At 70.1% G+C, this 22,846-nt stretch carries 21 protein-coding genes; 16 read left to right on the top strand and 5 right to left on the bottom strand.

Annotated elements, in window-relative coordinates; all coding sequences use genetic code 11:
- Positions 1-5: 5 nt before the first annotated feature.
- Positions 6-434 (bottom strand): F420-dependent biliverdin reductase, encoded by a 429-nt coding sequence (locus RMCB_RS22025; protein WP_029373018.1) that lies wholly within the window; start codon positions 432-434, stop codon positions 6-8.
- 35 nt (positions 435-469) lie between these two features.
- Between RMCB_RS22025 and RMCB_RS22030 the strand changes: the two genes are divergently transcribed.
- Genes RMCB_RS22030 through RMCB_RS22045 form a run of 4 tightly spaced genes read left to right on the top strand, consistent with a single transcriptional unit; the run spans position 470 to position 3,898 of the window.
- Positions 470-1,237, top strand: coding sequence for a decaprenylphospho-beta-D-erythro-pentofuranosid-2-ulose 2-reductase (locus RMCB_RS22030; RefSeq protein WP_062830463.1), 768 nt, complete (start codon positions 470-472; stop codon positions 1,235-1,237).
- Positions 1,234-2,412 carry a precorrin-6y C5,15-methyltransferase (decarboxylating) subunit CbiE gene (gene cbiE, locus RMCB_RS22035; RefSeq protein ID WP_072278523.1) on the top strand — a complete coding sequence of 393 codons (1,179 nt, stop codon included), beginning with the start codon at positions 1,234-1,236 and terminating at the stop codon, positions 2,410-2,412. Before RMCB_RS22030 ends, cbiE begins: the two co-directional genes overlap by 4 nt.
- Positions 2,409-3,164, top strand: coding sequence for a precorrin-4 C(11)-methyltransferase (gene cobM / locus RMCB_RS22040; RefSeq protein ID WP_062830464.1), 756 nt, complete (start codon positions 2,409-2,411; stop codon positions 3,162-3,164). Before cbiE ends, cobM begins: the two co-directional genes overlap by 4 nt.
- Positions 3,164-3,898, top strand: coding sequence for a cobalt-precorrin-6A reductase (locus RMCB_RS22045; RefSeq protein WP_062830465.1), 735 nt, complete (start codon positions 3,164-3,166; stop codon positions 3,896-3,898). The genes cobM and RMCB_RS22045 overlap by 1 nt, the downstream gene beginning before the upstream one ends.
- Before the next feature lie 31 nt (positions 3,899-3,929).
- Here RMCB_RS22045 and RMCB_RS22050 read toward each other — a convergent pair whose 3' ends face one another.
- From RMCB_RS22050 to cobG, 4 genes are read right to left on the bottom strand one after another with little or no spacing between them, the layout of a single operon-like run.
- Positions 3,930-5,807 carry a hypothetical protein gene (locus RMCB_RS22050; RefSeq protein ID WP_062830466.1) on the bottom strand — a complete coding sequence of 626 codons (1,878 nt, stop codon included), beginning with the start codon at positions 5,805-5,807 and terminating at the stop codon, positions 3,930-3,932.
- A gap of 26 nt (positions 5,808-5,833) precedes the next feature.
- A complete protein-coding gene (locus RMCB_RS22055) occupies positions 5,834-7,321 on the bottom strand; it encodes a precorrin-2 C(20)-methyltransferase (RefSeq protein ID WP_062830467.1) in 1,488 nt (495 codons plus the stop codon).
- Positions 7,318-7,944, bottom strand: a complete 627-nt coding sequence (locus RMCB_RS22060; protein WP_062830468.1) for a precorrin-8X methylmutase — start codon at positions 7,942-7,944, stop codon at positions 7,318-7,320. Before RMCB_RS22060 ends, RMCB_RS22055 begins: the two co-directional genes overlap by 4 nt.
- A gap of 33 nt (positions 7,945-7,977) precedes the next feature.
- A complete protein-coding gene (cobG, locus tag RMCB_RS22065; RefSeq protein ID WP_062830543.1) occupies positions 7,978-9,099 on the bottom strand; it encodes a precorrin-3B synthase in 1,122 nt (373 codons plus the stop codon).
- A 63-nt stretch (positions 9,100-9,162) separates the two neighbouring features.
- On the opposite strand from cobG, the gene RMCB_RS22070 reads away from it, so the two are divergent.
- The 12 genes from RMCB_RS22070 (at position 9,163) to RMCB_RS22130 (ending at position 22,829) form a co-directional block, all read left to right on the top strand.
- The gene (locus RMCB_RS22070) at positions 9,163-10,095 is read left to right on the top strand and encodes a DUF4129 domain-containing protein (RefSeq protein ID WP_062830469.1); all 933 of its coding nucleotides are present in this window, start codon (positions 9,163-9,165) and stop codon (positions 10,093-10,095) included.
- Positions 10,092-10,583 carry a hypothetical protein gene (locus tag RMCB_RS22075; protein WP_062830470.1) on the top strand — a complete coding sequence of 164 codons (492 nt, stop codon included), beginning with the start codon at positions 10,092-10,094 and terminating at the stop codon, positions 10,581-10,583. The genes RMCB_RS22070 and RMCB_RS22075 overlap by 4 nt, the downstream gene beginning before the upstream one ends.
- Complete coding sequence (locus tag RMCB_RS22080) at positions 10,580-11,554, top strand: AAA family ATPase (protein WP_062830471.1); 975 nt, start codon at positions 10,580-10,582, stop codon at positions 11,552-11,554. Before RMCB_RS22075 ends, RMCB_RS22080 begins: the two co-directional genes overlap by 4 nt.
- A 2-nt stretch (positions 11,555-11,556) precedes the next feature.
- Positions 11,557-12,798 carry a DUF58 domain-containing protein gene (locus RMCB_RS22085; RefSeq protein ID WP_062830472.1) on the top strand — a complete coding sequence of 414 codons (1,242 nt, stop codon included), beginning with the start codon at positions 11,557-11,559 and terminating at the stop codon, positions 12,796-12,798.
- 1 nt (position 12,799) lies between these two features.
- Entirely contained in the window at positions 12,800-13,270 is a 471-nt protein-coding gene (locus tag RMCB_RS22090) for a hypothetical protein (protein WP_234792209.1), read from the top strand.
- A 273-nt stretch (positions 13,271-13,543) separates the two neighbouring features.
- Entirely contained in the window at positions 13,544-17,206 is a 3,663-nt protein-coding gene (gene cobN, locus RMCB_RS22100) for a cobaltochelatase subunit CobN (RefSeq protein WP_062830473.1), read from the top strand.
- 20 nt (positions 17,207-17,226) lie between these two features.
- Positions 17,227-17,631 carry a PPOX class F420-dependent oxidoreductase gene (locus RMCB_RS22105; RefSeq protein ID WP_062830474.1) on the top strand — a complete coding sequence of 135 codons (405 nt, stop codon included), beginning with the start codon at positions 17,227-17,229 and terminating at the stop codon, positions 17,629-17,631.
- Entirely contained in the window at positions 17,618-18,004 is a 387-nt protein-coding gene (locus tag RMCB_RS22110; RefSeq protein WP_062830475.1) for a PPOX class F420-dependent oxidoreductase, read from the top strand. The genes RMCB_RS22105 and RMCB_RS22110 overlap by 14 nt, the downstream gene beginning before the upstream one ends.
- Positions 18,005-18,050: 46 nt before the next feature.
- Entirely contained in the window at positions 18,051-18,542 is a 492-nt protein-coding gene (locus RMCB_RS22115; RefSeq protein ID WP_062830476.1) for an FxsA family protein, read from the top strand.
- A gap of 21 nt (positions 18,543-18,563) precedes the next feature.
- Positions 18,564-20,156, top strand: coding sequence for an amidohydrolase (locus tag RMCB_RS22120; RefSeq protein ID WP_062830477.1), 1,593 nt, complete (start codon positions 18,564-18,566; stop codon positions 20,154-20,156).
- Positions 20,149-22,032 (top strand): apolipoprotein N-acyltransferase, encoded by a 1,884-nt coding sequence (lnt, locus tag RMCB_RS22125; protein WP_109784378.1) that lies wholly within the window; start codon positions 20,149-20,151, stop codon positions 22,030-22,032. Before RMCB_RS22120 ends, lnt begins: the two co-directional genes overlap by 8 nt.
- Complete coding sequence (locus RMCB_RS22130; protein ID WP_062830478.1) at positions 22,029-22,829, top strand: polyprenol monophosphomannose synthase; 801 nt, start codon at positions 22,029-22,031, stop codon at positions 22,827-22,829. Before lnt ends, RMCB_RS22130 begins: the two co-directional genes overlap by 4 nt.
- Positions 22,830-22,846: the final 17 nt, after the last annotated feature.

Consider the following 22,846-nt stretch of genomic DNA (forward strand, 5'->3'; position numbering starts at 1 on the left):
CCGGGTTACTCGCCGCCGCTGCGGTCCAGCAGATCGGACGAGCCGAGCACGCGCTCGACGCGAACCTCGATCACGACGCGGCGGGGATTGACCCGCGGGGTGCGGTAGCGCTGCGCGTAGCGCAGTTCGGCGTCGCGCACCGCATCGGTCTCGGTGCTGACGGTCGACTTGCCCTCCAGGGACAACCAGCGGGCCCCGTCGACCTGGCTGAGCACCGCGACGCCGCGCTCATGGGCGTTGATGGCCTTCTGCGATCCGCCGGTGGTGATGACGCGAGCGATGTGAGTTTTGGGATCGAAGGTGAAACCGACAGCGACGACGTGGGGGGAATTGTCCGAGCGCAACGTCGTGAGCATGGCCAGATGGCGCTCGGTGAGAAACGCCAGAGCGTCATTGGTGAGCTTGGTGGTTGCCTTGCCCCGTGACGTAGCCATCGGCCTCCACGCTAGCGCAGGTGATAATCGCTGCCGTGAACGACACGACAGACACGGCACATCCCGCCCCTCGGGTTGTGGTGATCTTCGGGGGTCGTAGCGAGATCGGGGTCGAACTGGCCACCCGCCTGGCTGCGGACGCGACCGTGGTGCTCGCCGCCCGCGGGGCCGAGCGGCTCACCGACGAGGTCGCCGCGGTGCGGGCTGCCGGTGCCGCGGCGGTGCACACCTGCGAGTTCGACGCCGACGATGTCGCCGGGCACGCGGGCCTGATCGACACGATCGAAGCCGCGCACGGGCCGATCGACACCGCGGTCCTGGCCTTCGGCGTGCTCGGTGACCAGGCCCGCGCCGAAACCGATACCGCGCACGCGGTAGCCGTCGTGCACACCGACTACGTCGCCCAGGTGAGCCTGCTGACCGAGCTTGCTAGGCGCATGCGGGCCGCGGGCGGAGGCCGCCTGGTGGTGTTCTCCTCGATCGCCGGGGCCAGGGTACGACGCGCCAACTACGTCTATGGGTCGGCCAAGGCCGGGCTCGACGGGTTCGCCTGCGGGCTGAGCGATGCCCTGCACGGCACCGGGGTGCAGCTGCTGATCGTGCGACCCGGCTTCGTGATCGGACGGATGACCGAAGGCATGGACCCGGCGCCGTTCTCCAGCACGCCCGCGCAGGTGGCCGATGCGGCCGCGGCGGCGCTGGCAGCAGGCAAGCGGGCGGTGTGGGTGCCGTGGGTGATCCGGCCGATGATCTTCGTGACGCGGTTTGTCCCGGCCTCGATCTGGCGCAGGATGCCGAGGTGAGAATCATCGTGATCGGCATCGGGGCCGATGGCATGGCGGGCCTGGCGCCGGCGGTACGTGCCGAATTGGCAAGGGCCACAGTGGTGCACGGGTCCAAGCGACAACTCGATCTGCTCGACAACACTGTCTCGGCGGTCCGGCGGGCATGGCCGTCGCCGATGACGCCCGCGCTGCGCACCCTGCTCGACGGTGCCGACGGTGACGTGCACGTGGTCGCCAGCGGGGACCCGCTGCTGCACGGCGTGGGCAGCGTGCTGATCCGCATGTACGGCGCCGACGCGGTCACCGTGCTGCCGCATGTGTCGTCGGTGACGCTGGCGTGTTCGCGGGTCGGGTGGTCGGTGCAGGACACCGAGATCATCAGCCTGGTGACCGCCGAACCGCACACCGCGGTGCGCCGCGGTGGCCAGGCCGTGGTGCTGTCCCGGGACAGCACCAGCCCGGCCGCCCTCGCCAAACTGCTGGCCGACACCGGCCGCGGCGACTCGGAGCTGACGGTGCTGGAGCAGCTCGGCGGGCCGCGGGAACTGCGTCGCTCGGCGACGGCGCGAGAATGGGCATCGCGGCCGCCTGCCGATGTCGATGCGCTCAACGTGATGGCCGTGCGGTATCTGCCCGACGAGCGTCGCGCGCATGCCCTGCCCGACGACGATTTCGACCACGACGGGCAGCTGACCAAGCAATCAATCAGGGCCGTGACGCTGGCGGCGCTCGGGCCCCGGCCGGGGGAGCTGCTGTGGGATGTCGGCTCGGGGTCGGGCAGCATCGCCATCGAATGGTGCCGCAGCGCGCCCGGCTGCCGGGCGATGGCGTTCGAGCGCGATCCGCAGCGCCGCAACCGCATCGGCGCCAATGTCGTCGCGTTCGGGGCGCGGGTACAGGTGCGTGGGGCGGCGCCGGACGCGTTCGACGGGCCCGACCCGTCGGCGGTTTTCATCGGCGGCGGCGTCACCCAGCCGGGTCTGCTGCAGGCCTGCTTCGACCGCTTGCCCGCCGGTGGGCGGCTGGTGGTCAACGCCGTCACGGTGGAATCGGAAGCCGTTGTGGCACAGTGGTATTCGAAGGAAGGCGGCGAGTTGCGGCGCTATCAGCACTATCAGGGCGGCGCGATCGGCGGGTTCACCGGTTGGCGCCCGGCGTTGCCGGTCACCCAGTGGGCGGTGGTGAAGTCGTGACGGTCTACTTCATCGGAGCCGGTCCCGGTGCGGCAGACCTGATCACGGTGCGCGGCCAGCGGCTGCTGAGCAGCTGCCCGGTCTGCCTGTACGCCGGGTCGATCATGCCCGACGATCTGCTGGCCCTGTGCCCGGCGGATGCCCGCATCATCGACACCGGACCGCTGAACCTCGACCAGATCATCGACGAGCTGGTGGCTGCCGACCGCGCGGGTCTCGACGTGGCGCGGTTGCACTCCGGCGACCCGTCGATCTACAGCGCGCTGGCCGAGCAGTGCCGCAGGCTCGACGCGGCCGGGGTGCGCTACGAAATCGTGCCCGGGGTACCCGCATTCGCGGCCGTCGCCGCGGTGCTCGGCCGCGAACTGACGGTTCCGGGAGTGGCGCAGACGGTCACGCTGAGTCGGGTCGCGACGCTGTCGACCGCGATGCCCGACGGCGAGGATCTGCAGACGCTCTCCGCTCCGGGGGCGACGCTGGTGCTGCACCTGGCCGCCGCGCAGATCGACCATATCGTGCCGCAACTTCTCGACGGCGGCTACAAGCCGGAAACCCCTTGTGCGGTGGTGGCATTCGCCAGCTGGCCGCAGGAGACCGTGCTGCGCGGCACCCTGGCCGACATCGCCGAGCAGATGCACGCCGCAGAGGTCACCCGTACCGCCGTGATCGTGGTCGGCGATGTGCTTGCCGCCGAGGGCTTCTCCGACAGCTACCTGTATTCGTCACACCGCCGCCGGGGGAGCAGGCACTAGTGAGGCTTCTGCTGCTCGGCGGCACGGGCGAGGCCCGGGCGCTGGCCGCCGCGCTACACCCGGACGTCGAGCTCATCAGCTCGCTGGCCGGACGGGTGCCCCAGCCGGCGCTGCCGGTCGGCCCGGTTCGCGTCGGGGGCTTCGGCGGCATTGACGGCATGCGGAACTGGTTGCGCGACGAGCGGATCGACGCCGTGGTCGACGCGACCCATCCGTTCGCGGCCACCATCACCGCGCACGCCGCGCAGGTGTGCGCCGAGCTCGGCTTGCCCCACCTGGTGCTGGCTCGTCCGGCGTGGCAGCCCGGCGACGCGACACTGGTGGCCTCGGACACCGAAGCCGCGAAAACTGTGGCCGACCACGGCTATGCCCGCGTCTTCCTGACCACCGGCCGATCGGGAACCGCCGCCTTTCGTGGAGTCGACGCCTGGTTCCTGATCCGCGCCGTCACCGAACCCGAGCCCGCGAACCTGCCCGCACGTCATCGATTGTTGTTGTCGCGCGGCCCGTATCACTACGAGGGTGAGCTGGCCCTGCTCACCGAATACGGCATCGACGCCCTGGTCACCAAGAACAGTGGCGGTGCCATGACCGAGCCCAAGCTGCGGGCCGCGGCGGATGCCGGGGTGGCGGTGATCATGGTCGACCGACCCCCTCTGCCGGCCGGTGTGCATGCCGTGGCCACCGTTGACGATGCCGCGGAGTGGGTCAGGGCAAGGGTCCGGGCACGCTGATCATCGCGACGCCGCGAGCCTGAGCCGGAAGTCAGCCCTGTCCCTGCTCGATCAAGCGCCTCAGCTCATCCGACGCGGCCATGCGGGCGGCGTCGGCGTCCTGACGGAGCGAGCGGATCTGCGCGTCGAGCGCGTTGACCCGGTTCTGCAGTTGTTCGAGCTGGTCGACCTGCCTGCGCCGCAGCTCGCCCTCGGGGCCCTCGGAGCCAAGCACCTTGAGTTGTTCGGCGATGCGGCTTTGTGCGGCGTAGTCGTCGCTGCGGCCGGCTTCGAGGCGTCCGCGTTCGGCGTCGAGGCGGTCGGCGTGCTCCCAATGCCGCAGCACACCGGACAGCTCGTCGATGGTCGCGGCATCCAGCGACCGCCCGGCCAGCCATTGCTCCAACTGGCGCGGCGACAGCTGCCGGTAGTCGATCTCGGTGTAGACCGGCCAGGTCTCCAAGACCGTGGCGTCGACCCTTTGATGCCCGGGAACCGAAACCCGTACGCGGTGCCAGCCTCCGTCGGTGTCGATGTCGACGACGCCATCCAGCGGGGATAGCGTGTGCTCCCGGACGCGGAGCAGTTCGAAGATGACGTCGACAGCCTCGTCGTGATCGTTATCGGCGCGCAGCGTGTAGCGCTTCTCGAACCGCTGCTCCTCGACCACGGCGTCGTCGCCCAGCCGGACCCGTGCGGTCACCCTGTCGGCGGCACTCCTGCTGCGGCACCGCACTGCCAGATCCTTGGCAAATGCCAATCGCACCTTGGCATCTCGCGCGGTGAACGGCACCATGGCCTCTCCGGCGTAGCTGTCCTGCTCGTAGATCACCGCGGGTCCCTCCTCCAGCACCACGCCCGTGCTGTTGGTGAAGGCCAGCACGACGTCGGGCGCAGGGGGCGCGCCGTCACGCCACACCAGTTCACGGCGCACCCCGTCGACGGGCGTCACCGCCAGCGGAACCATGGCCGCACCGCCGCGCTTGAGCGATACCGGTGTTGTCAGCCGGTACTCGAAATGCTCACCGCTGTCCGAGGTTTCGACGTCGGCCGCGGCGTCCGCGTACGCGCCGAAAGAACTTCCGGCCATCGACATCCCGGCGGGCGCAGGGACGGGCTGCGCACCGCCGGCGCGGGTGGCCTTCGCCACGGCCACGCGTTCGGGCTCTTCGACGACCGCGCGCCGCACCTTCCTGCCGTGGTACAGGTCGATGTCGAATGAAATCGGTTGGCCGGTGGTCAATGTCAGAGAGACGTCGGTGAGGTCCTCATCGACCGGGTTGTGCACGATACCCATGGCCGCCAGCACCAACGTGTCACCGTCGCGGACCAACCGGTAGGACACCCGCCACATCGGCGCCGGGACGATATAGGACACTCGCGCCTGCTGCGCGCTACCCCGGATCTGCACGGCCACTTGGCAATCCTGGCCTGCGGTCGCGGCGCGGGACCGGTCGATCAGGTACGCCAGGTCCGCGCGGGACGGATCTTCGGCGAGGGCGACCCGGTCGGTCTCGGCGAGGTCGACCAGACTCACCGCGCCGGCGTCGGTGCGCAACACCAGCAGCCGGCGATTGTCGCCGGACTCGTCGACGCCGATGACCTCGCCGCGGTGCCGTCGATCGCCGCAGCGCACCTCGACCACCCGGCCACGCAACGCCTCGATGAGTCCGAGCAGTGCGCCACCCGGCTCCAACAGCAGGTTGCGGCCTGCGAGTTCGGTGCGCGGATCCGACGGCGTGTCGAACGCGATGGTGCCCACCGATGCCTGCCCGCCGGTGATGTCCACCGTCAGGGACTTCAAGACGTCCTTCATATCGTCGCGGCGGAACGTCAGCTCGAGGTCACCGTCGACGGGTCCGCTGCGGCTGACGTAGGCCACGCCGTGCTTGTACATGACGAGTCGGTCCACCGCGGGGCGTGTGCTCATAGCGCGACCCTAGCGGTGCCCGCGGATCAGCCCGGGTAGCGCCGCGGGGTGAAGACCCGGTCCCGATCCTGGTCGGTGTACCACTGTGTCTGCGACGAGCCGACGATCAGCAGGCAGCGCATGTCGACCTCACCGGGGTCGAGATCGGCCAGCCGCACCACCCGGACACTCTCGTCGCTACCGGGCTGCGCGCCGGACACCGCCCGCCCGATGATCACCGGTGTGCTCGGGTCGCGGTGCTCCAGCAGCAGATCGCGCATCGCGCCGACCTGCCAGGTGCGCGTCTTGGACGCCGGGTTGTAGATGGCCAGCACCAGATCGGCTTTGGCCGCCGCGGTCAACCGGGAAGCGATCACGTCCCACGGCTTGAGTCGGTCGGACAGCGAGATCACGGCGTAGTCGTGGCCGAGGGGCGCGCCGGCCCGGCTGGCGACGGCCTGGGCGGCCGTCATGGCGGGGATGACGCGGACCTCGACACCGGGCCACTGCTTGGCCTCTTCGAGCACCGCGGTGGCCATCGCGAACACGCCGGGATCCCCGGACGAGACCACCGCCACGGTGCGGCCCTGTTGAGCCAGGCTGCACGCCAGTTCGGCGCGGGCAGGCTCGTCGGTGTTGTCGCTGGGGTGGTGACGCTGCCCGGCTCGAACTCCGACCCGTTCCAGGTATGGGAAGTACCCGATCAAGTCGGTCGCCGCAGCCAGTTCGCGTCGGCTCTGCGGCGTCATCCAGTCCCCGTCGCCAGGCCCGAGCCCGATGACCACGACACTGCCCGTCGCCGGGGTCGCGACGCGACCGCCGCCGGGGATCATGGCCAGCGAGAAGTACGGCACCTTGCCGGGGTCGATGTCGCCGGCCGGTGCCACCCGCTGGCGATCGGTGCTGGCCCGCTCCACGTAGTACGCCTCGTCGAGCCGCCCTGTCGATGAAAGAGCTTCGCGCACAGCGGTATAGGACCGGCCGAGTTTGAGGATCACGGCGGCGTCGGTGTCGGACAGCCGGCGCTTGAGTTCGTCGGCGGGCAGCGTGCCGGGCAGGATCGTGAGCACCTCGTCGCCCTGCACCAGCGGTGTGCCGGTCGCGGCCGAAGCGGCGCTGACCGACGTCACCCCGGGCACGATGACGGCGTCGAACCGCTCGGTGAGCCGGGTGTGCATGTGCATGTACGAGCTGTAGAACAGGGGGTCGCCCTCGGCCAACAGGGCGACGTTGCGGCCGGCCTCCAGGTGCGCCGCGATGCGCTCGGCGGATTCGGCGTAGAAGTCCTCCATCGCACCCGCGTACCCGCCCGGATGGTCGGTGGTCTCGGTGGTCACCGGGTACACCAGGTGCTCCTCGACCTGGCCTGCCCGCAGATACCGTTCGGCGATGCTCCTGGCGATGCTGTGCCCGTGCCGGGCGCTGTGATAGGCGATGACGTCGGCCTCGCCGATCAGGCGAGCGGCCTTGACCGTCACCAGTTCCGGATCACCCGGGCCCAGCCCGACGCCATACAGGGTTCCCCTGGTCGTCATTCGCGTTCGCTCGCAATCGCATTGACGGCGGCGGCGGCCATCGCGCTACCGCCGCGCCTGCCGGTCACCACCAGATAGGACATTCCGCGGGGGCGCTCGATCAGTTCCTCCTTGGATTGGGCGGACCCGACGAAACCGACCGGACCACCGAGCACCGCGGCGGGCACCGCGGCGCCCTCGTCGAGCAGTTCGAGCAGCCGGAACAGGGCCGTCGGCGCATTGCCGATCGCCACCACCGAGCCGCCGAGGCGGTCGGCCCACAGGTCGACGGCAGCCGCGGAGCGCGTGCTGCCCAACCGGGTCGCCAGTTCAGGGGCGCGCGGATCGGCGACCAGCGATACCACCTCGTTGTCGGCGGGGAGCCGCGAGCGGGTGATGCCCGCCGCCACCATGGACGAATCGCACAGCACCGGCGCGCCCGCAGCCAGCGCGGCATGTGCCCTGGTGACCACGTCGGCGCTGAACGCGACGTGTTCGGCCACGTCGACCTGCCCGCAGGTGTGGATCAGCCGGACCACCACCCGCGCGACGTCGGCGGGAAAACGGTCCAGGTCAGCCTCGTCGCGGATCGTCGCAAACGACTGCCGGTAGATCTCGGCGGCGTCGCGGATGTAGTCGAGCACGCGAACACACTACGGCGAGCGGGTCCTCCGGCGTTATTGGTCTTGCTCCTCGCGTGCGCGGTACCCATCCTCGCCTGCCACCAGCACCTCACCCACCGGCGGGCTGCCGCAGGCTCGCTCGCAGCCGACGAAATGCCGGTGGACCCCCGCGGGGGTGTTGACCGCCTCGGCGGCGTCGGCCCGCACATCGGCCAGTGATTTGGCGCATCCCGGGCTGCCGGTGCAGGAACTGACGTCCAGCCACGCGGAATTCTCGTCGAAGATCAGCCCCATCGGCGCCAGCACCCGCAGCGCCACGTCCGCCACACCCTCGTCGAGGTCGCACACCAATACCGACCGCCACGGCGTGATCACCAGCGGCGCCTCGATCGCGGCCAGGAACTGCGCGGTGCGGGCCTGCAGGACACCGAGCGGCACACCCGCGCCGAGGGCGATCCGGCCGTCGCGCTGCTCGATCCAACCGACCGGGGGCCGTATTGTCGGCGGCCACCGCGTCCCGACGGCAGCAGTGATCGCACGTCCGGCCAGCAGCGGCGTGGTGTTGTCGAGTTCGTTGATCCGCCAGCACGTTCCGCGAATGGCGGCGAATCGCGCCGCCGTCTCGACGAGCGTCGGCACCACGTCCGCGACCGTCAATCGCACTCCGGTGTCGGTACCGGACAGCAGCAGGGCCGCCGTGTCCGCGTCGAGCATATGGGCGCCGACGTCGGCGGCCAGCCCGGATACGTCGCCGGTGCCGTCGTCGAGGCTGAACCAGAACCGGCCGGGCAGTTCGGCCAGCGCCGGATGCGCTTGGATGCCCCGGTCCAGTTCGCCGACCAGTCCCCGCACATCGGCCAGCCCGCCGGAGCGCCCCGAGAGCGGGGACGCGACGATGTTGCGGACGCGCTCGTGCGAGGGCGAGGGCAACAGACCGGCGTCGGTCAACGCCGCGGCCACTGCATCCGTGTCGGTGATCGCGCGCAGCTGAACATTCCCGCGCGACGTGAGTTCCATTGCGGGGGAGCCGAATTCATCGGCCACCTCGGCCAGGCTGGTGAGCTGTGCCGGGGTGATCATGCCGCCGGCCAGGCGGATCCGGGCCAGGGCGCCGTCGGCGGCCCGGTGCACGGTCAGTGCGCCGGGACAGGCATCGTCGTCGCGGGTTCGGGTCATGTCCGGCTCCATTCTAGGAACTTCCTGGCCGCGCCCTGAATTCGTGCGACGATTGTGCAGGCGATGCCGGATATCGACAGGACGACGGGGCGCACGGCCACAGTGCTCGTGCTCCTGGTGGTCGCTGCCGTGGCCGTGCGGGGTCACCTGCCCGGCGTGACCCGCGCCCAGGCACCGCCATCATCCGATTCGCCCGCCAGTCTCGTCGCTCTCGTCGTCCTGCTCGCGGTGGCCCTTGCCGGATTCGCCTTCGCCGTGTTCACCGCGCCGCGCAAGCCCGCCGACACCGGTGGGGGTGACGGCATCGGCCGGCTGGAACTGCGCGGCCTGCGGGTCCGCGTGCGCTGGCGCTGGGTGTTGCTCGCCATTGCCGTGGTCCTGGCATGGTTGCTCCTCCTCGTGCTGATCACCCGGCTGACCGCGACGCCCGTGCTCCCGGTGCCCGGGCCTGCCACGCAGACTCCGGCGCCGCCCAGCTCGGTTCCCAACCGTCGGCCCGATCCGACCGGTTCGGCGCCGAGCGCGTTCGGCTATCTCGCGGCCACGACGATCGCGCTGCTGATGATCGTGGGATTCGGCATCGCCAGAGCTGCCCGGCGTGCCGGGCAGCCACAGGGGCTCCCGCAGGACGGAATCCGCTCGGCGCCACGCCACATGCCGCGCGGGCCCGAAAGGTTAGCCCGCGCAGCCGAACTCGGCCTGGAAGAAATCGGCGATCTGAGCCGTGACCCGCGCGCGGCCATCATCGCCTGCTATGTCGCGATGGAGCGCGCACTGGCGCACGCCCCCGGGGCGGTGCCGCTGGCCTCCGATACGCCGTCGGAGGTACTGGAACGAGCTGTGCAGCACCACGCGTTGTCGGCCGACAGCGCAACCGAACTCGTCGAGCTCTTCACCGAGGCGAGGTTCAGCCCGCATGTGATGAACGAGGCGCATCGCGAGGCCGCGATCCAGGCGCTGCGCAGGGTGTTGGCCGAATTGCGGAGCCTGGCATGAAGAAGACCGTGGTTGCCGGGCTGCTGTTGGTGGTTCTCGTCGAGGTGGTCGCGGTGATCGTGCCTGACCGCCGGGTGGTGGCGTGGAGTGCCGGCGCGGCGGTAGCGGCGCTGCTGGTGGCCCTGCGATGGTCGCTGCGCGACGACACGGAGCCGGAAGAGTCCGATCACGCCGTCGATGATGCCGCAGAACTGTTGGCGCAGTGGAGATCTCAGACCGATCTGCTGATCCAGCGGGCTGACTCGACGCGGTTGCAGTGGGATCGGCACCTGCGGCCACGGCTGGCAAGGGAATTCGCGGCTGCCTCCGGACACCGGCAGGCTGCGGATCCCACGGCGTTCGTCGTCACCGGCCGCATGCTGTTCGGCCCCGAGCTGTGGCAATGGGTCGATCCCGACAACGTCATCGGCACCGGAGCGGCTGCCGAACAACCGGGGCCGGGCCGAGCGGTGCTCGACGAGATCCTGCGGCGATTGGAGCGGTTATGACCGGAGTGTCCGCGCTGTCGTCGGCAGCGGCCACCGCGCAGGGCGTGCTCGACGAGATCGAGCGGGTGGTGGTCGGCAAGCGGGCCGCGCTCACGCTCATCCTCACAACGCTGCTCGCGCGGGGCCACGTGCTGATCGAAGACCTGCCCGGACTCGGCAAGACCCTGATCGCCCGGTCTTTCGCGGCGGCGCTCGGATTGAAGTTCACGCGCGTGCAATTCACGCCGGATCTGCTGCCCGCCGATCTGCTGGGATCGACGGTGTACGACATGCAGTCGGGCAGTTTCGAATTCCGCCAGGGCCCGATCTTCACCAACCTGCTGCTGGCCGACGAGATCAACCGCACCCCACCCAAGACCCAGGCCGCACTGCTGGAGGCGATGGCGGAGGGACAGGTCAGCATCGACGGCCACACCCATCGGTTGCCGGCTCCGTTCATCGTGCTGGCGACCGACAACCCGATCGAGTACGAGGGCACCTATCCGTTGCCGGAGGCGCAGCTGGACCGCTTCGCCGTGCGGCTGGAACTGAAGTACCTCTCCGAACAGGACGAGTTGCACATGCTGCGCCGTCGTCTCGAGCGCGGCTCGGCCGAGCACGTGGTCAACCAGATCATCGACGGGCCACAGTTTCTCGCGATGCGCGAGGCGGTGGAGCAGGTGACCGTCCACGACGATGTGCTGCACTACGTCGTCGCTCTGGCTGCCGCGACCCGGCATCACCCGCAGGTCGCGGTCGGCGCGAGCCCACGCGCCGAGCTGGACCTGGTGCAGCTGGCCCGCGCCAGGTCGCTGTTGCTCGGCCGCGACTACGTGATTCCCGAGGACGTGAAAACGCTTGCGGTTGCGGCCATGTCACATCGGATCAGCCTGCGCCCGGAGATGTGGGTGCGCAGCATCCACGGTTCGGATGTGATGACCGAGCTGCTGCGCCGGCTGCCTGTGCCGCGTGCCGGTCACGAGCCGAGCTGATCATGTCCGACACCACTGTCGTCGATGCGCAGCTGCGGTGGCGGGCCGCGCCGCTGGCCAAGTCGCTGCTCACCGTGGTGGCGGCGGCATTGGCCGTGGCCGTGATCGGATCCCGTTGGCAGCTGCTGGTTTTCGCGGCGCCGATGATCGGGGTGCTGTGCTCGGTGCGGTGGCAGCGGCCGGTGGGCGCGATCCGGGTGTCGGGTCAACCCGCCGTGGTCCGGTGCTTCGAGTCGGAGCAGGCGCAGGTATCGGTGGCGGTGACGGGTGCGCCCGCCGCGCTGACGGTCACGCCGACCGCCGGGATGCAGCTGACCACCGTCGAAGGGGCCACGCGTGAGCGGAGGACGGTGTGTGCCAGTGCGCCGCGGTGGGGCCGTTACCCGGTGCGCGCCACCGTCGAGGCGACCGCCCCGGGGGGCCTGCTCCTCGGCGTCGACACGGTCGACGCCTGCGAGATATACGTTTTCCCCCGGGCCGCGCCGCAGGCGACGCCGCTGCCGCGCACCGAGCTGCCCGACCGCCTCGGGGTGCACCTGACGCGCCATACCGGTCCCGGCGTCGAGTACGCCGACGTGCGGCCCTATGTTCCCGGCGATCAGCTGCGGACCGTCAATTGGCCGGTGAGCGCACGCCGGGGCCGGTTGCACGTCACCGAACGGTTGACCGACCGCGGCGCCGACGTGGTCGTGCTGATCGACACCCACGCCCAGGCCCCCGGGCCGGCCACCGAGGCAACCGAGCGCACCGCGCGCGGCGCCGCGCAAGTGATTCAGACCGCCCTGCGCAACGGCGACCGGGCGGGCATCGTGGCGCTGGGCGGCTACCGGCCGCGCTGGCTCGGCGTCGACATCGGCAGGCGGCAGTTCTACCGCGTCCTCGACACGGTCCTGGGCTCGGGTGATGGATTCGAGACCCTCACCGGCACCCTCGCCCCGCGCGCAGCCGTGCCGCCGGGCGCCATCGTCGTGGCCTTTTCCACGCTGCTGAGCACCGAATTCGCGCTCGCGCTGATCGAGCTGTGCAAGCGGGGTCACGCCGTGGTCGCGGTCGATGTCCTCGACGGTGCGCCGTTCGGCGACGATCTGGATCCCCTCGCCGGCCGGATGTGGGCGCTGCAGCGGTCGGCGATGTACCGGGACATGAGCACCATCGGCGTCGATGTCGTGCACTGGACGGGCGACGGTGCCCTCGCCGACGCGATGCGACTGGTGCCCGGCCGGCACCGAACCCGGCGGTCCTGAGGTGTCCGCACAACCGGCCCCGCGCAGTTTCTCGACGGTCTTCGGGCTGCTGATGGCCGCGGCGGTCGCCGTACCGGCCGACGGTCCGGCCCTGGTGGCCGCGGCCCTGTCCGCTGTCGGGGTGCTGGCAGGACTGGCCGTCCGACCGGCGAGCACCGCCGCAGTGCTGGCAGCCGCGGCTGCGCTGGCGCTGAGCGACCCGGCGCCGGCATATGCCGCGCTGGCGGGCCTGTCGGCGACCGCCTACCTGGTGATCCGGCATGCCGTCGAGACGCCGGCAGTGGTGACGACGACCGGGCCGAGCATGGCGGGCGCAGTCGGATTCGGCGTCGTGGTGCTTGCCGCGGCGATGGTGCCGCTGAGCGTGCGCTGGCTGCCGCTGCTGGTTCCGGTCGCCGTCGCGGTGCTCTACGTACTGGTGGTGCGCCCGTTCGTGCATGAGTCGGCATGGGGCGCCGGACGCCGGATGTGACTGGCGTCACTGGTCGGGAATGCTGTTCGCTCCCTTACATGTTGGGGATTTTCGCCGAGATCGGACGTACCGTCGTTCGAGAATCCGATACCGCCGGTATCGGGATAACCGCCAGCTACACGAGAGGAACGACCATGTTTGCATTTGGCGTATTCGCAGCGCTCGTCTTGGTGCTCGTCGCCGCGGCCGGCCGCCCCTACCGCCAGTCCTGGCACAACCGCTTCGGCGAAACCCGGCCCTGATTCCAGCGGCCCGGTGCGGTACGAATGACGGGTGCCGTCCGCTGCTGACCTCACCCCGAATCCCACCGTCCTGCTGCTGTCGACGTCCGACACGGACCTGATCGCGGCCCGCGCCAGCGGGGCGGGGTACCGCTGGGCCAACCCGTCACGGCTGATCCCCGGTGAGCTCGACGACCTGCTCGCCGGGGTGTCCGTCGCCGTGGTGCGGATCCTCGGCGGCTACCGGGCCTGGCAGGACGGCATCGACGCGGTCGTGGCCAGCGGCGTGCCGACCGTCGTGGTCAGCGGCGAGCAATCCCCGGACGCCGAACTGATGGGGCATTCGTCGGTGCCGCAGGGCGTCGCCCTGCAAACTCACGTGTACCTGGCCCAGGGCGGTACCGAGAACCTGGGAAACCTGCACGCGTTCCTGTGCGACACCCTGCTGATGACGGGGTTCGGCTTTGCCCCGCCGGTCACCACGCCCAGCTGGGGCCGGCTGGACCGGCCGGCCGCTGCCGGTCACGGGCCGACCATCGCGGTGCTCTACTACCGCGCACAACACCTCGCGGGCAATACCGGCTACGTCGATGCGCTGTGCACGGCCATCGAGAACGCAGGCGGCAGGCCGCTTCCGGTGTTCTGCGCCTCGCTGCGCACCGCCGAAACCGAATTGCTCGAGCTCCTCGGCACCGCCGACGCCCTGATCACGACCGTGCTGGCCGCAGGCGGCGCAACGCCCGCCACGGTCGGGGCCGGCGGGGCCGACGATTCCTGGAACGTGGCTCACCTTGCCGCGCTGGACATTCCGATCCTGCAGGGGCTGTGCCTGACGGGATCGAGGTCGGACTGGGCCACCAGTGACGACGGGCTGTCCCCGCTGGACGTGGCCAGTCAGGTCGCGGTGCCCGAATTCGACGGCCGCATCATCACGGTGCCGTTCTCGTTCAAGGAGATCGACGACGAGGGCCTGATCTCCTACGTGGCCGACCCCGAGCGCTGCGCCCGGGTGGCCGGCCTCGCTGTGCGGCACGCCCGGCTCCGTGCCATACCGGCCGCGGAAAAGCGCGTGGCCCTGGTCTTCTCGGCCTACCCGACCAAACACGCCCGCATCGGCAATGCCGTCGGCCTGGACACCCCGGCCAGCGCGGTGGCGCTGCTGCGGGCCATGCGCGCGGCCGGCTACGACCTCGGCGACGTCGACGGGATACCCGGTGTGGAATCCCGAGATGGTGACGCACTCATCCACGCGCTGATCGAACGCGGCGGGCAGGATCCCGACTGGCTCACCGACGGACAGTTGGCCGGCAACCCGATCCGCGTGCCCGCCAAGGACTATCGGGAGTGGTTCGCCACCTTGCCCGCGGAACTGGCTGACGCGGTGGTCGAGCACTGGGGTCCTCCGCCGGGGGAGCTGTTCGTCGACCGCACCCGTGATCCCGAAGGTGAGATCGTCGTCGCGGCAATGCAATCCGGCAATGTCGTGCTGATGGTGCAGCCCCCGCGCGGCTTCGGCGAAAACCCCGTGGCGATCTACCACGACCCGGACCTGCCGCCGAGCCATCACTACCTGGCCGCCTACCGATGGCTCGACGCGACGTTCCCGGGTTCGTTCAACGCCGACGCAGTGGTGCACCTGGGCAAGCACGGCAACCTGGAATGGCTGCCCGGCAAGGCCCTCGGCATGAGCGCCGCGTGTGGCACCGACGCCGCCCTCGGCGATCTGCCGCTGATCTACCCGTTCCTGGTCAACGATCCGGGGGAGGGCACCCAGGCCAAACGGCGGGCGCACGCCACCCTCGTCGACCATCTGATCCCGCCGATGGCCCGCGCTGAAACCTACGGCGACATCGCACGACTCGAACAGCTGCTCGACGAGCACGCCACGATCTCCGCGCTGGATCCGGGCAAGCTCCCGGCCATCCGCCAGCAGATCTGGACGCTGATGCGCGCCGCCAAGATGGACCACGACCTGGGCCTGGCAGACCGCCCCGACGAGGACAGCTTCGACGACATGCTGCTGCACGTCGACGGCTGGCTGTGCGAGATCAAGGATGTGCAGATCCGCGACGGCCTGCACATCCTCGGCGAAAAGCCCACGGGCGAAGGCGAACTCGACCTGGTGCTGGCGATCCTGCGGGCCCGCCAACTCTTCGGCGGTGAGCAGACCGTGCCCGGCCTTCGGCAGGCCCTCGGACTCGTCGAGGACGGTAGCGACGAGCGGACCGCCGTCGACACCGCTGAGGCCAAGGCCCGGGAACTGGTCGCGGCCCTACAGGCAAGCGGGTGGGACGCGGCTGCGGTGGACCGCATATGTGCCGAAGCGGTGGACCGCATATGTGCCGACGCGGTCGACACCCTCACCGACAACGCCGACCTGACCGCCATCCTGCGGTTCGCCGCAACCGAAGTGGTGCCGCGACTGGCGGCCACGGCAGGGGAGATCGACCAGGTGCTGCGCGCACTGTCCGGCGGATTCATCGAATCCGGGCCGTCGGGCTCGCCGCTGCGTGGGCTGGTCAACGTGCTGCCCACCGGACGCAACTTCTACTCGGTCGACCCCAAGGCGGTGCCGTCGCGGCTGGCCTGGGAAACCGGTGTGGCGATGGCGGATTCGCTGCTGGCCCGCTACCACGAGGACCACGGCCGCTGGCCGGCGTCGGTGGGATTGTCGGTGTGGGGCACCTCGGCCATGCGTACCGCCGGCGACGACATCGCCGAAGTGCTTGCGCTGCTGGGTGTCCGGCCCGTGTGGGACGACGCGTCCCGCCGGGTAGTGAGCCTCGAGCCGATCGACCTGGCCGAACTGGGCAGGCCCCGCATCGACGTCACGGTCCGCATCTCCGGCTTCTTCCGGGACGCCTTCCCACATGTGGTCACCATGCTCGACGACGCCGTCGCGCTGGTCGCCGGTCTCGACGAACCCGCGCACGACAACTATGTGCGCGCCCACGCGCAAGCCGACCTCGCCCAGCACGGTGACCAAAGGCGGGCCACCACACGGATTTTCGGCTCGAAGCCGGGAACCTACGGCGCAGGCCTGCTGCAGCTGATCGACAGCCGCAACTGGCGGGACGACGCGGACCTCGCCGAGGTCTACACGGCCTGGGGCGGATTCGCCTATGGCCGCGATCTGGACGGCCGGCCCGCTGCCGACGACATGAACCGCGCGTACCGGCGTATCGCCGTGGCAGCCAAGAACACCGACACCCGGGAACACGACATCGCCGATTCCGACGACTACTTCCAGTACCACGGCGGCATGGTGGCCACCGTGCGCGCGCTGACCGGCACGGCTCCCGCCGCCTACATCGGCGACAACACCCGGCCCGACGCGGTGCGCACCCGCACCCTCAACGAGGAGACCACGCGGGTGTTCCGGGCCCGCGTGGTCAATCCACGCTGGATCACCGCGATGCGCAGGCACGGCTACAAAGGCGCGTTCGAGATGGCCGCCACGGTCGACTACCTGTTCGGCTACGACGCCACCGCGCATGTCATGGCGGACTGGATGTACGAGCGGCTCTCTGCCGAGTACGTGCTGGACGACGAGAACCGCAAGTTCATGGCCGAATCCAACCCGTGGGCGCTGCACGGCATCGCCGAGCGCCTGCTGGAGGCCGCAGGCCGCGGGATGTGGGAACAGCCCGAGCAGGCCACGCTCGACGGGCTGCGGCAGGTGCTGCTCGAAACCGAGGGCGAGCTGGAAGGCTGAGCCCCGGCTAGATTGGGCGCATGTCCGTGACGTTCGCCGATGTTGCCAAGGCGCAGTACATCTTGCTGACCACGTTCACCAAGGACGGCCGTCCCAAGCCCACCCCCATCTGGGCCGCACCCGTCGGGGACCGGCTGCTGGTGATCACCCAGGAGAAGTCCTGGAAGGTCAAGCGCATCCGCAACACCCCGCGGGTCACCCTCGCCGCGTGCGACGCACGGGGCAACCCCAAGAGCGAGGCGGTCGAGGCGACGGCCCGCATCCTGGACAAGACCCACAACGGCGCCACCTACGACGCGATCGGGAAGCGCTACGGATTGATCGGCAAGGCGTTCAACGTCTTCTCGAAGCTGCGCGGGGGCATGAAGAACAACGTTTCGATCGAACTGAAAGCGGTGAATCAGACCGACGATGCCCAGCTTTGATGACGTATACCGCGAGAAATACCTGCTCCTGACCACCTTCACCAAGGACGGCAAGCCCAAACCGACGCCGGTGTGGGGCGTGCCCGACGGCGACAAGCTGCTGATCATCACCGACGACGGCTCCTGGAAGACCCGGCGCATCCAGAACACGCCGCGCGTGACCATCCAGAGGTGCGGCGTGCTCGGCAAGGTCAAGGGCGAACCCGTCGAGGCGGTCGCCCGGATGCTGCCGAAGGCCGATACCCGCCGCGTGTTCGACAAGATCATCAAGCGGTACTGGAACCACGCGTGGTACTTCATCCCGCAGGCGCTGCTGCGCGGCGGCATCGACAAGGTGCACGCCGCCATCGAGGTCCAGGCCGCGCCTGCCTGATTCCCGCGGGACGGAACCCGTCGGCCCCGCGAAACGTTGAACACACATGGCAAAGCGGCTGTTCGGCATCTACGCACTGGTCGAGATGGCGGTGATCATCGCCCTCGTGGCCACCATCGGCTTCGGCTGGACCGTGCTGTTGCTGCTGGCCAGCTTCGTCGTCGGGTTGGCGTTGGCGGGTTCACAGCTGAACCGGCAGATCCGCCGGCTGCGCTCCGGCTTCGCCGATGCGTCCGCGCCCGCCGACAGCCTGCTGGTCGCGTTGGGCACCGTGCTGGTGGTGATCCCCGGCCTGGCGAGCTCGGTGCTGGGAGTGCTGTTGCTGCTGCCGCCGACCAGGGCTGCGGCACGTCCGATGCTGACGGCGATGGCGGCCAAGCGGATACCGATCGTCACTGTCGGGGCACCCGGCTTCACCTGGCCCGGCGGTGCCGCTGCCGCTTACGGCAGTCGCGGCGACTACATTGACGGCGAAGTCATCGACGCTGACGTCACCGACTTCCAGCCCGAACCGCATCGTCTGCCGCCCACGGCCTAGCCGCACACCCCCAACCAGCCTTTGACCACACTCCTGATCAACGGGCGGATCCATAGTCCCGCCCACCCCGACGCCACCGCCTTCGCCGTGCGCGACGGCGTGATCGCATGGCTCGGCAGCGACGACGTCGGCCGCCTGCAGTTCTCCGACGCCCGCGTCGTCGACCTCGACGGCGGCTTCGTCGCTCCCGCGTTCGTCGACAGTCACGTCCACCTCACCGCCACCGGGCTCAACCTCGACGGTCTGGACCTGCGCGCGGCCACCTCACTGGCCGAGTGTCTGCGACTGCTCGGCGACCATGCGCGGCGGCACCCGGACGGCCCGATCTGGGGCCACGGCTGGGACGAGTCGAGCTGGCCCGAACGCACCCCGCCCTCCACTGCCGACCTGGACGCCGTGCTGGGCAACCGCCCGGCCTACCTGGCCCGGGTCGACGTGCACTCGGCAGCCGCCAGCAGCGCGTTGCGTGCGCTGGCGCCCGGGCTGGCCGACGCGGCGGGCTTCGATCCGCACCGCCCGCTGCGCGCCGACGCCCACCATCTCGTCCGTGCCGCGGCCCGCGAGCGCCTCACACCGGCCCAACGTCACGCCGCACGGCTCGCGGCCCTCGACCACGCAGCCGGCCACGGTATCGCTGCGGTCCACGAATGCGCGGGCCCCGAGATCGGCGGCCTCGACGATTGGCTGGACCTGCGCCGACTCGACCACGGCGTCGAGATCGTCGGGTACTGGGGCGAAGCCGTCACCGACGCCGCCCAGGCCAGGACACTGATCGGCGAGACGGGCGCCCGCGGGCTGGCCGGTGACCTGTTCGTCGACGGCGCCCTGGGATCGCGCACCGCGCGGCTGCACGAGCCGTACGCCGACGCGCCCGACACCTGCGGCAATTGCTACCTGGACACCGACACCGTCACCGCCCACCTGCGCGCGTGCACCGAGGCCGGCATCACCGCCGGATTCCATGTCATCGGGGACGCTGCCGTCACCGCTGTCGTCGAGGCGCTGGCCGTCGTCGTCGACGCGTTCGGGGCGCCCGCGGTCGCGCGCTGCGGGCACCGGCTGGAACATCTGGAGATGGTCAGCGCGGCCCAGGCCGCCCAGCTCGGATCGTGGGGCGTCATCGCCAGCATGCAGCCCAACTTCGATGCGCTGTGGGGCGGTGACGACGGTATGTACGCTCAGCGTCTCGGGCCTGACCGAGTCCATCGGCTCAACCCGTTTGCGCTGTTAGCATCCGAAGGCGTGCCCCTCGCGTTCGGCTCCGATACCCCGGTCACCAGCATGAACCCCTGGCAGACCGTGCGCGCGGCCGTCGAACACCGCACCCCGGGCAGCGCGGTGTCCCCGCGCGCCGCGTTCGCCGCGGCCACCCGAGGCGGCTGGCGCGCCGGCGGGGTGCGCGACGGTGTCACCGGCACCCTGGTCCCCGGCGCGGTCGCCAGCTACGCGATCTGGGATGCCGACGATCTGGAGGTCAGCGCACCGGCGAACGCCGTGCAGCGCTGGTCCACCGACCCACGGTCGCGGGTGCCTGCGCTGCCGCGGCTGGCCGCTGGAGTCGACCTGCCGCGCTGCAGGCAGACCGTTCATCGGGGTGTCGTCATCCATGGCTAGCGACCGCCATCGGTTCGAACGGTTGCGGGCCCGGCCACACGATGTCACCGAGGTGCTGCCGGCGGTCGCCGACGACGATGACGACGAGCGCGAGGACGACGACCTCGAGAGTGAATTCGACGACGACGAGGACGGGCCCGGTCTCGACGAAGACGTCGAGATCGACGATGCCGACGCGGGTACCGACTCTCGTACCTCCCGGTCGGAGCGCGTCGCTGCGCTGACCGCGTGGGGACGCCGGTTCGGCCGTGCGACCCTCGACCGCTGGGCCCAGCTCGGTGCCAGCGTCGGAAGCGGCCTCTTGCTGTGGGCGAGTTTCCCGTCCGTGGGCTGGTGGGCGACGGCGTTCGTGGGGCTGGCGCTGCTGGGCTGGGTGCTGACGCTGCCATCGACCACCCGCGCCGGTGGCTTCGGCTACGGATTCGTGTTCGGGCTGGCGTTCTATGTCCCGCTGTTGCCGTGGATCAGCGGCTTGGTGGGTCCCGTGCCGTGGCTGGCACTGGCGGCGCTGCAGGCGGTGTTCTGCGGGGTGTTCGGGTTGTTGGCTGTCCTGGTCCGGCAGTTGCCGGGCTGGCCGTTGTGGTTCGCCGCGGTGTGGGTTGCGGCGGAATGGCTCAAGTCGACCGTGCCGTTCGGCGGATTCCCGTGGGGCGTGGTCGGGTTCGGGCAGTCGAACGGCCCGCTGCTGCCGATCGCGCGGGTGGGCGGGGCGCCGCTGGTGTCGTTCGCCGTCGCGCTGGCCGCCTTCAGCCTGACCCTGGTGGCGTGCGAGATCGTCCAGTGGTGGCACCACGGTCACAAGCCCGGCGTGCCGCCCCCTGCGGTCGTGCTTCCCGGCGTGTGTGTGTCGGTGGTGCTGTTGGGCACCGCGTTGTTGTGGCCGGAGGTGCGGCACTCCGCTGTCGGCGTCGCCGATGAACCGTCGGTGACCGTCGCGGCGGTGCAGGGCAATGTTCCCCGGCTGGGCCTGGAATTCAACGCGCAACGACGTGCCGTGCTCGACAACCACGTCCGCGAGACCGGGCTGCTCGCCGACGATGTCCGGGCAGGCCGGGCCGCGCAGCCGATGTTCGTCATCTGGCCGGAGAACTCCTCCGACATCGACCCGCTGGCCAACGCCGACGCCGCCGCGCAGATCAGCGCCGCGGCCAACGCGATCAAGGCGCCGATCCTGGTCGGCGGCGTCGTCAAAGCCGACGGCTACACGCCGGACAATCCCGTCGCCAACAACACCGTGATCGTGTGGGACCCGGCCACCGGCCCCGGTGATCGCCACGACAAGCAGATCGTCCAACCGTTCGGCGAATACCTGCCGTGGCGCGGCTTCTTCCGGCACCTGTCGTCGTACGCCGACCGCGCAGGCTACTTCGTGCCGGGTACCGGCGACGGCGTCGTGCATGCCGCGGGCGTACCCATCGGGGTCACCACGTGCTGGGAGGTGATCTTCGACCGGGCCGCCCGCGAATCGGTCCTCAACGGGGCCCAGGTGCTGGCGGTGCCGTCCAACAACGCCACGTTTGACGCGACCATGAGCGCCCAGCAGCTGTCGTTCGCCAAGCTGCGGGCCGTCGAACACGACCGCTACGTGGTGGTTGCCGGCACCACCGGCATCAGCGCGGTGATCGCGCCCGACGGCCGCGAGCTGGCCCGCACCGAATGGTTCCAGCCGGCGTATCTCGACAGTCAGATCCGCCTCAAATCCGACCTGACAACAGCCACCCGATGGGGGCCCGCGCTGCAAGCGGTGCTGGTGGTGGCCGGTTTCGGGGCCGCTGTTGCGGCGGCGGTCATGGCGATACGGCAAAATGGCCAGTTCGTGCCAAGAATGTTCCGGCGCCGGAAGGCGAACGCCGGCGACGATGAAGGAGTCACATGACAGTCCCCGGTGACGGAGCGAGCTCGGGGGAGACCCCTCGCCAGGACGATGCCACCCCCAGCCGGCGCACCTTGGTCATCATCCCCACCTACAACGAGCGGGAGAACCTGCCGTTGATCGTGGGGCGGGTCCACCGTGCCCGGCCAGACGTCCATGTGCTGATCGTCGACGATGGCAGCCCCGACGGCACCGGTCAGTTGGCCGACGAGCTGGCCCTGGCCGATCCGGACCGCGTGCACGTCATGCACCGCACCAGCAAGGCCGGCCTGGGGGCGGCCTATCTCGCCGGATTCGCGTGGGGCCTGGGCCGGGGCTACTCGGTGCTCGTGGAGATGGACGCCGACGGCAGCCACGCTCCCGAGGAGCTCTACCGGCTGCTCGACGCCGTCGACGCGGGCGCCGACCTGGCCATCGGCTCGCGGTACGTCTCAGGAGGCACGGTGCGCAACTGGCCGCGCCGCCGGCTGGTGTTGTCCAAGACCGCCAACACCTATTCACGGTTCCTGCTTGGCGTGGGCATCCACGACATCACCGCCGGATACCGCGCCTACCGGCGCGAAGTGCTGGAGAAGATCGATCTCTCCGCGGTGGACTCCAAGGGCTACTGCTTCCAGATCGACCTGACCTGGCGGGCCATCAACAACGGCTTCAGCGTCGTCGAGGTGCCCATCACCTTCACCGAACGTGAGCTGGGCGTCTCGAAGATGAGCGGGTCCAACATCCGCGAGGCGATGTTCAAGGTCGCCGAGTGGGGCCTCAAGGGCCGCCTGGACCGTGCCCGCGGAGCTTCGAGCTAGACAAAAAAGTAGCGAGG

The sequence above is a fragment of the Mycolicibacterium brisbanense genome (genome assembly GCF_001570425.1).
Classification (GTDB): Bacteria; Actinomycetota; Actinomycetes; order Mycobacteriales; family Mycobacteriaceae; genus Mycobacterium; species Mycobacterium brisbanense.

Coding starts and splice junctions, on each gene's coding strand:
- RMCB_RS22025 (WP_029373018.1), bottom strand. CDS start 434: ATGGCTACGTCACGGGGCAAGGCAACCACCAAGCTCACCAATGACGCT.
- RMCB_RS22075 (WP_062830470.1), top strand. CDS start 10,092: ATGAAGAAGACCGTGGTTGCCGGGCTGCTGTTGGTGGTTCTCGTCGAG.
- RMCB_RS22050 (WP_062830466.1), bottom strand. CDS start 5,807: ATGAGCACACGCCCCGCGGTGGACCGACTCGTCATGTACAAGCACGGC.
- RMCB_RS22070 (WP_062830469.1), top strand. CDS start 9,163: ATGCCGGATATCGACAGGACGACGGGGCGCACGGCCACAGTGCTCGTG.
- lnt (WP_109784378.1), top strand. CDS start 20,149: ATGGCTAGCGACCGCCATCGGTTCGAACGGTTGCGGGCCCGGCCACAC.
- RMCB_RS22115 (WP_062830476.1), top strand. CDS start 18,051: ATGGCAAAGCGGCTGTTCGGCATCTACGCACTGGTCGAGATGGCGGTG.
- RMCB_RS22130 (WP_062830478.1), top strand. CDS start 22,029: ATGACAGTCCCCGGTGACGGAGCGAGCTCGGGGGAGACCCCTCGCCAG.
- RMCB_RS22105 (WP_062830474.1), top strand. CDS start 17,227: ATGTCCGTGACGTTCGCCGATGTTGCCAAGGCGCAGTACATCTTGCTG.
- RMCB_RS22055 (WP_062830467.1), bottom strand. CDS start 7,321: ATGACGACCAGGGGAACCCTGTATGGCGTCGGGCTGGGCCCGGGTGAT.
- cobG (WP_062830543.1), bottom strand. CDS start 9,099: ATGACCCGAACCCGCGACGACGATGCCTGTCCCGGCGCACTGACCGTG.
- RMCB_RS22110 (WP_062830475.1), top strand. CDS start 17,618: ATGCCCAGCTTTGATGACGTATACCGCGAGAAATACCTGCTCCTGACC.
- RMCB_RS22080 (WP_062830471.1), top strand. CDS start 10,580: ATGACCGGAGTGTCCGCGCTGTCGTCGGCAGCGGCCACCGCGCAGGGC.
- RMCB_RS22085 (WP_062830472.1), top strand. CDS start 11,557: ATGTCCGACACCACTGTCGTCGATGCGCAGCTGCGGTGGCGGGCCGCG.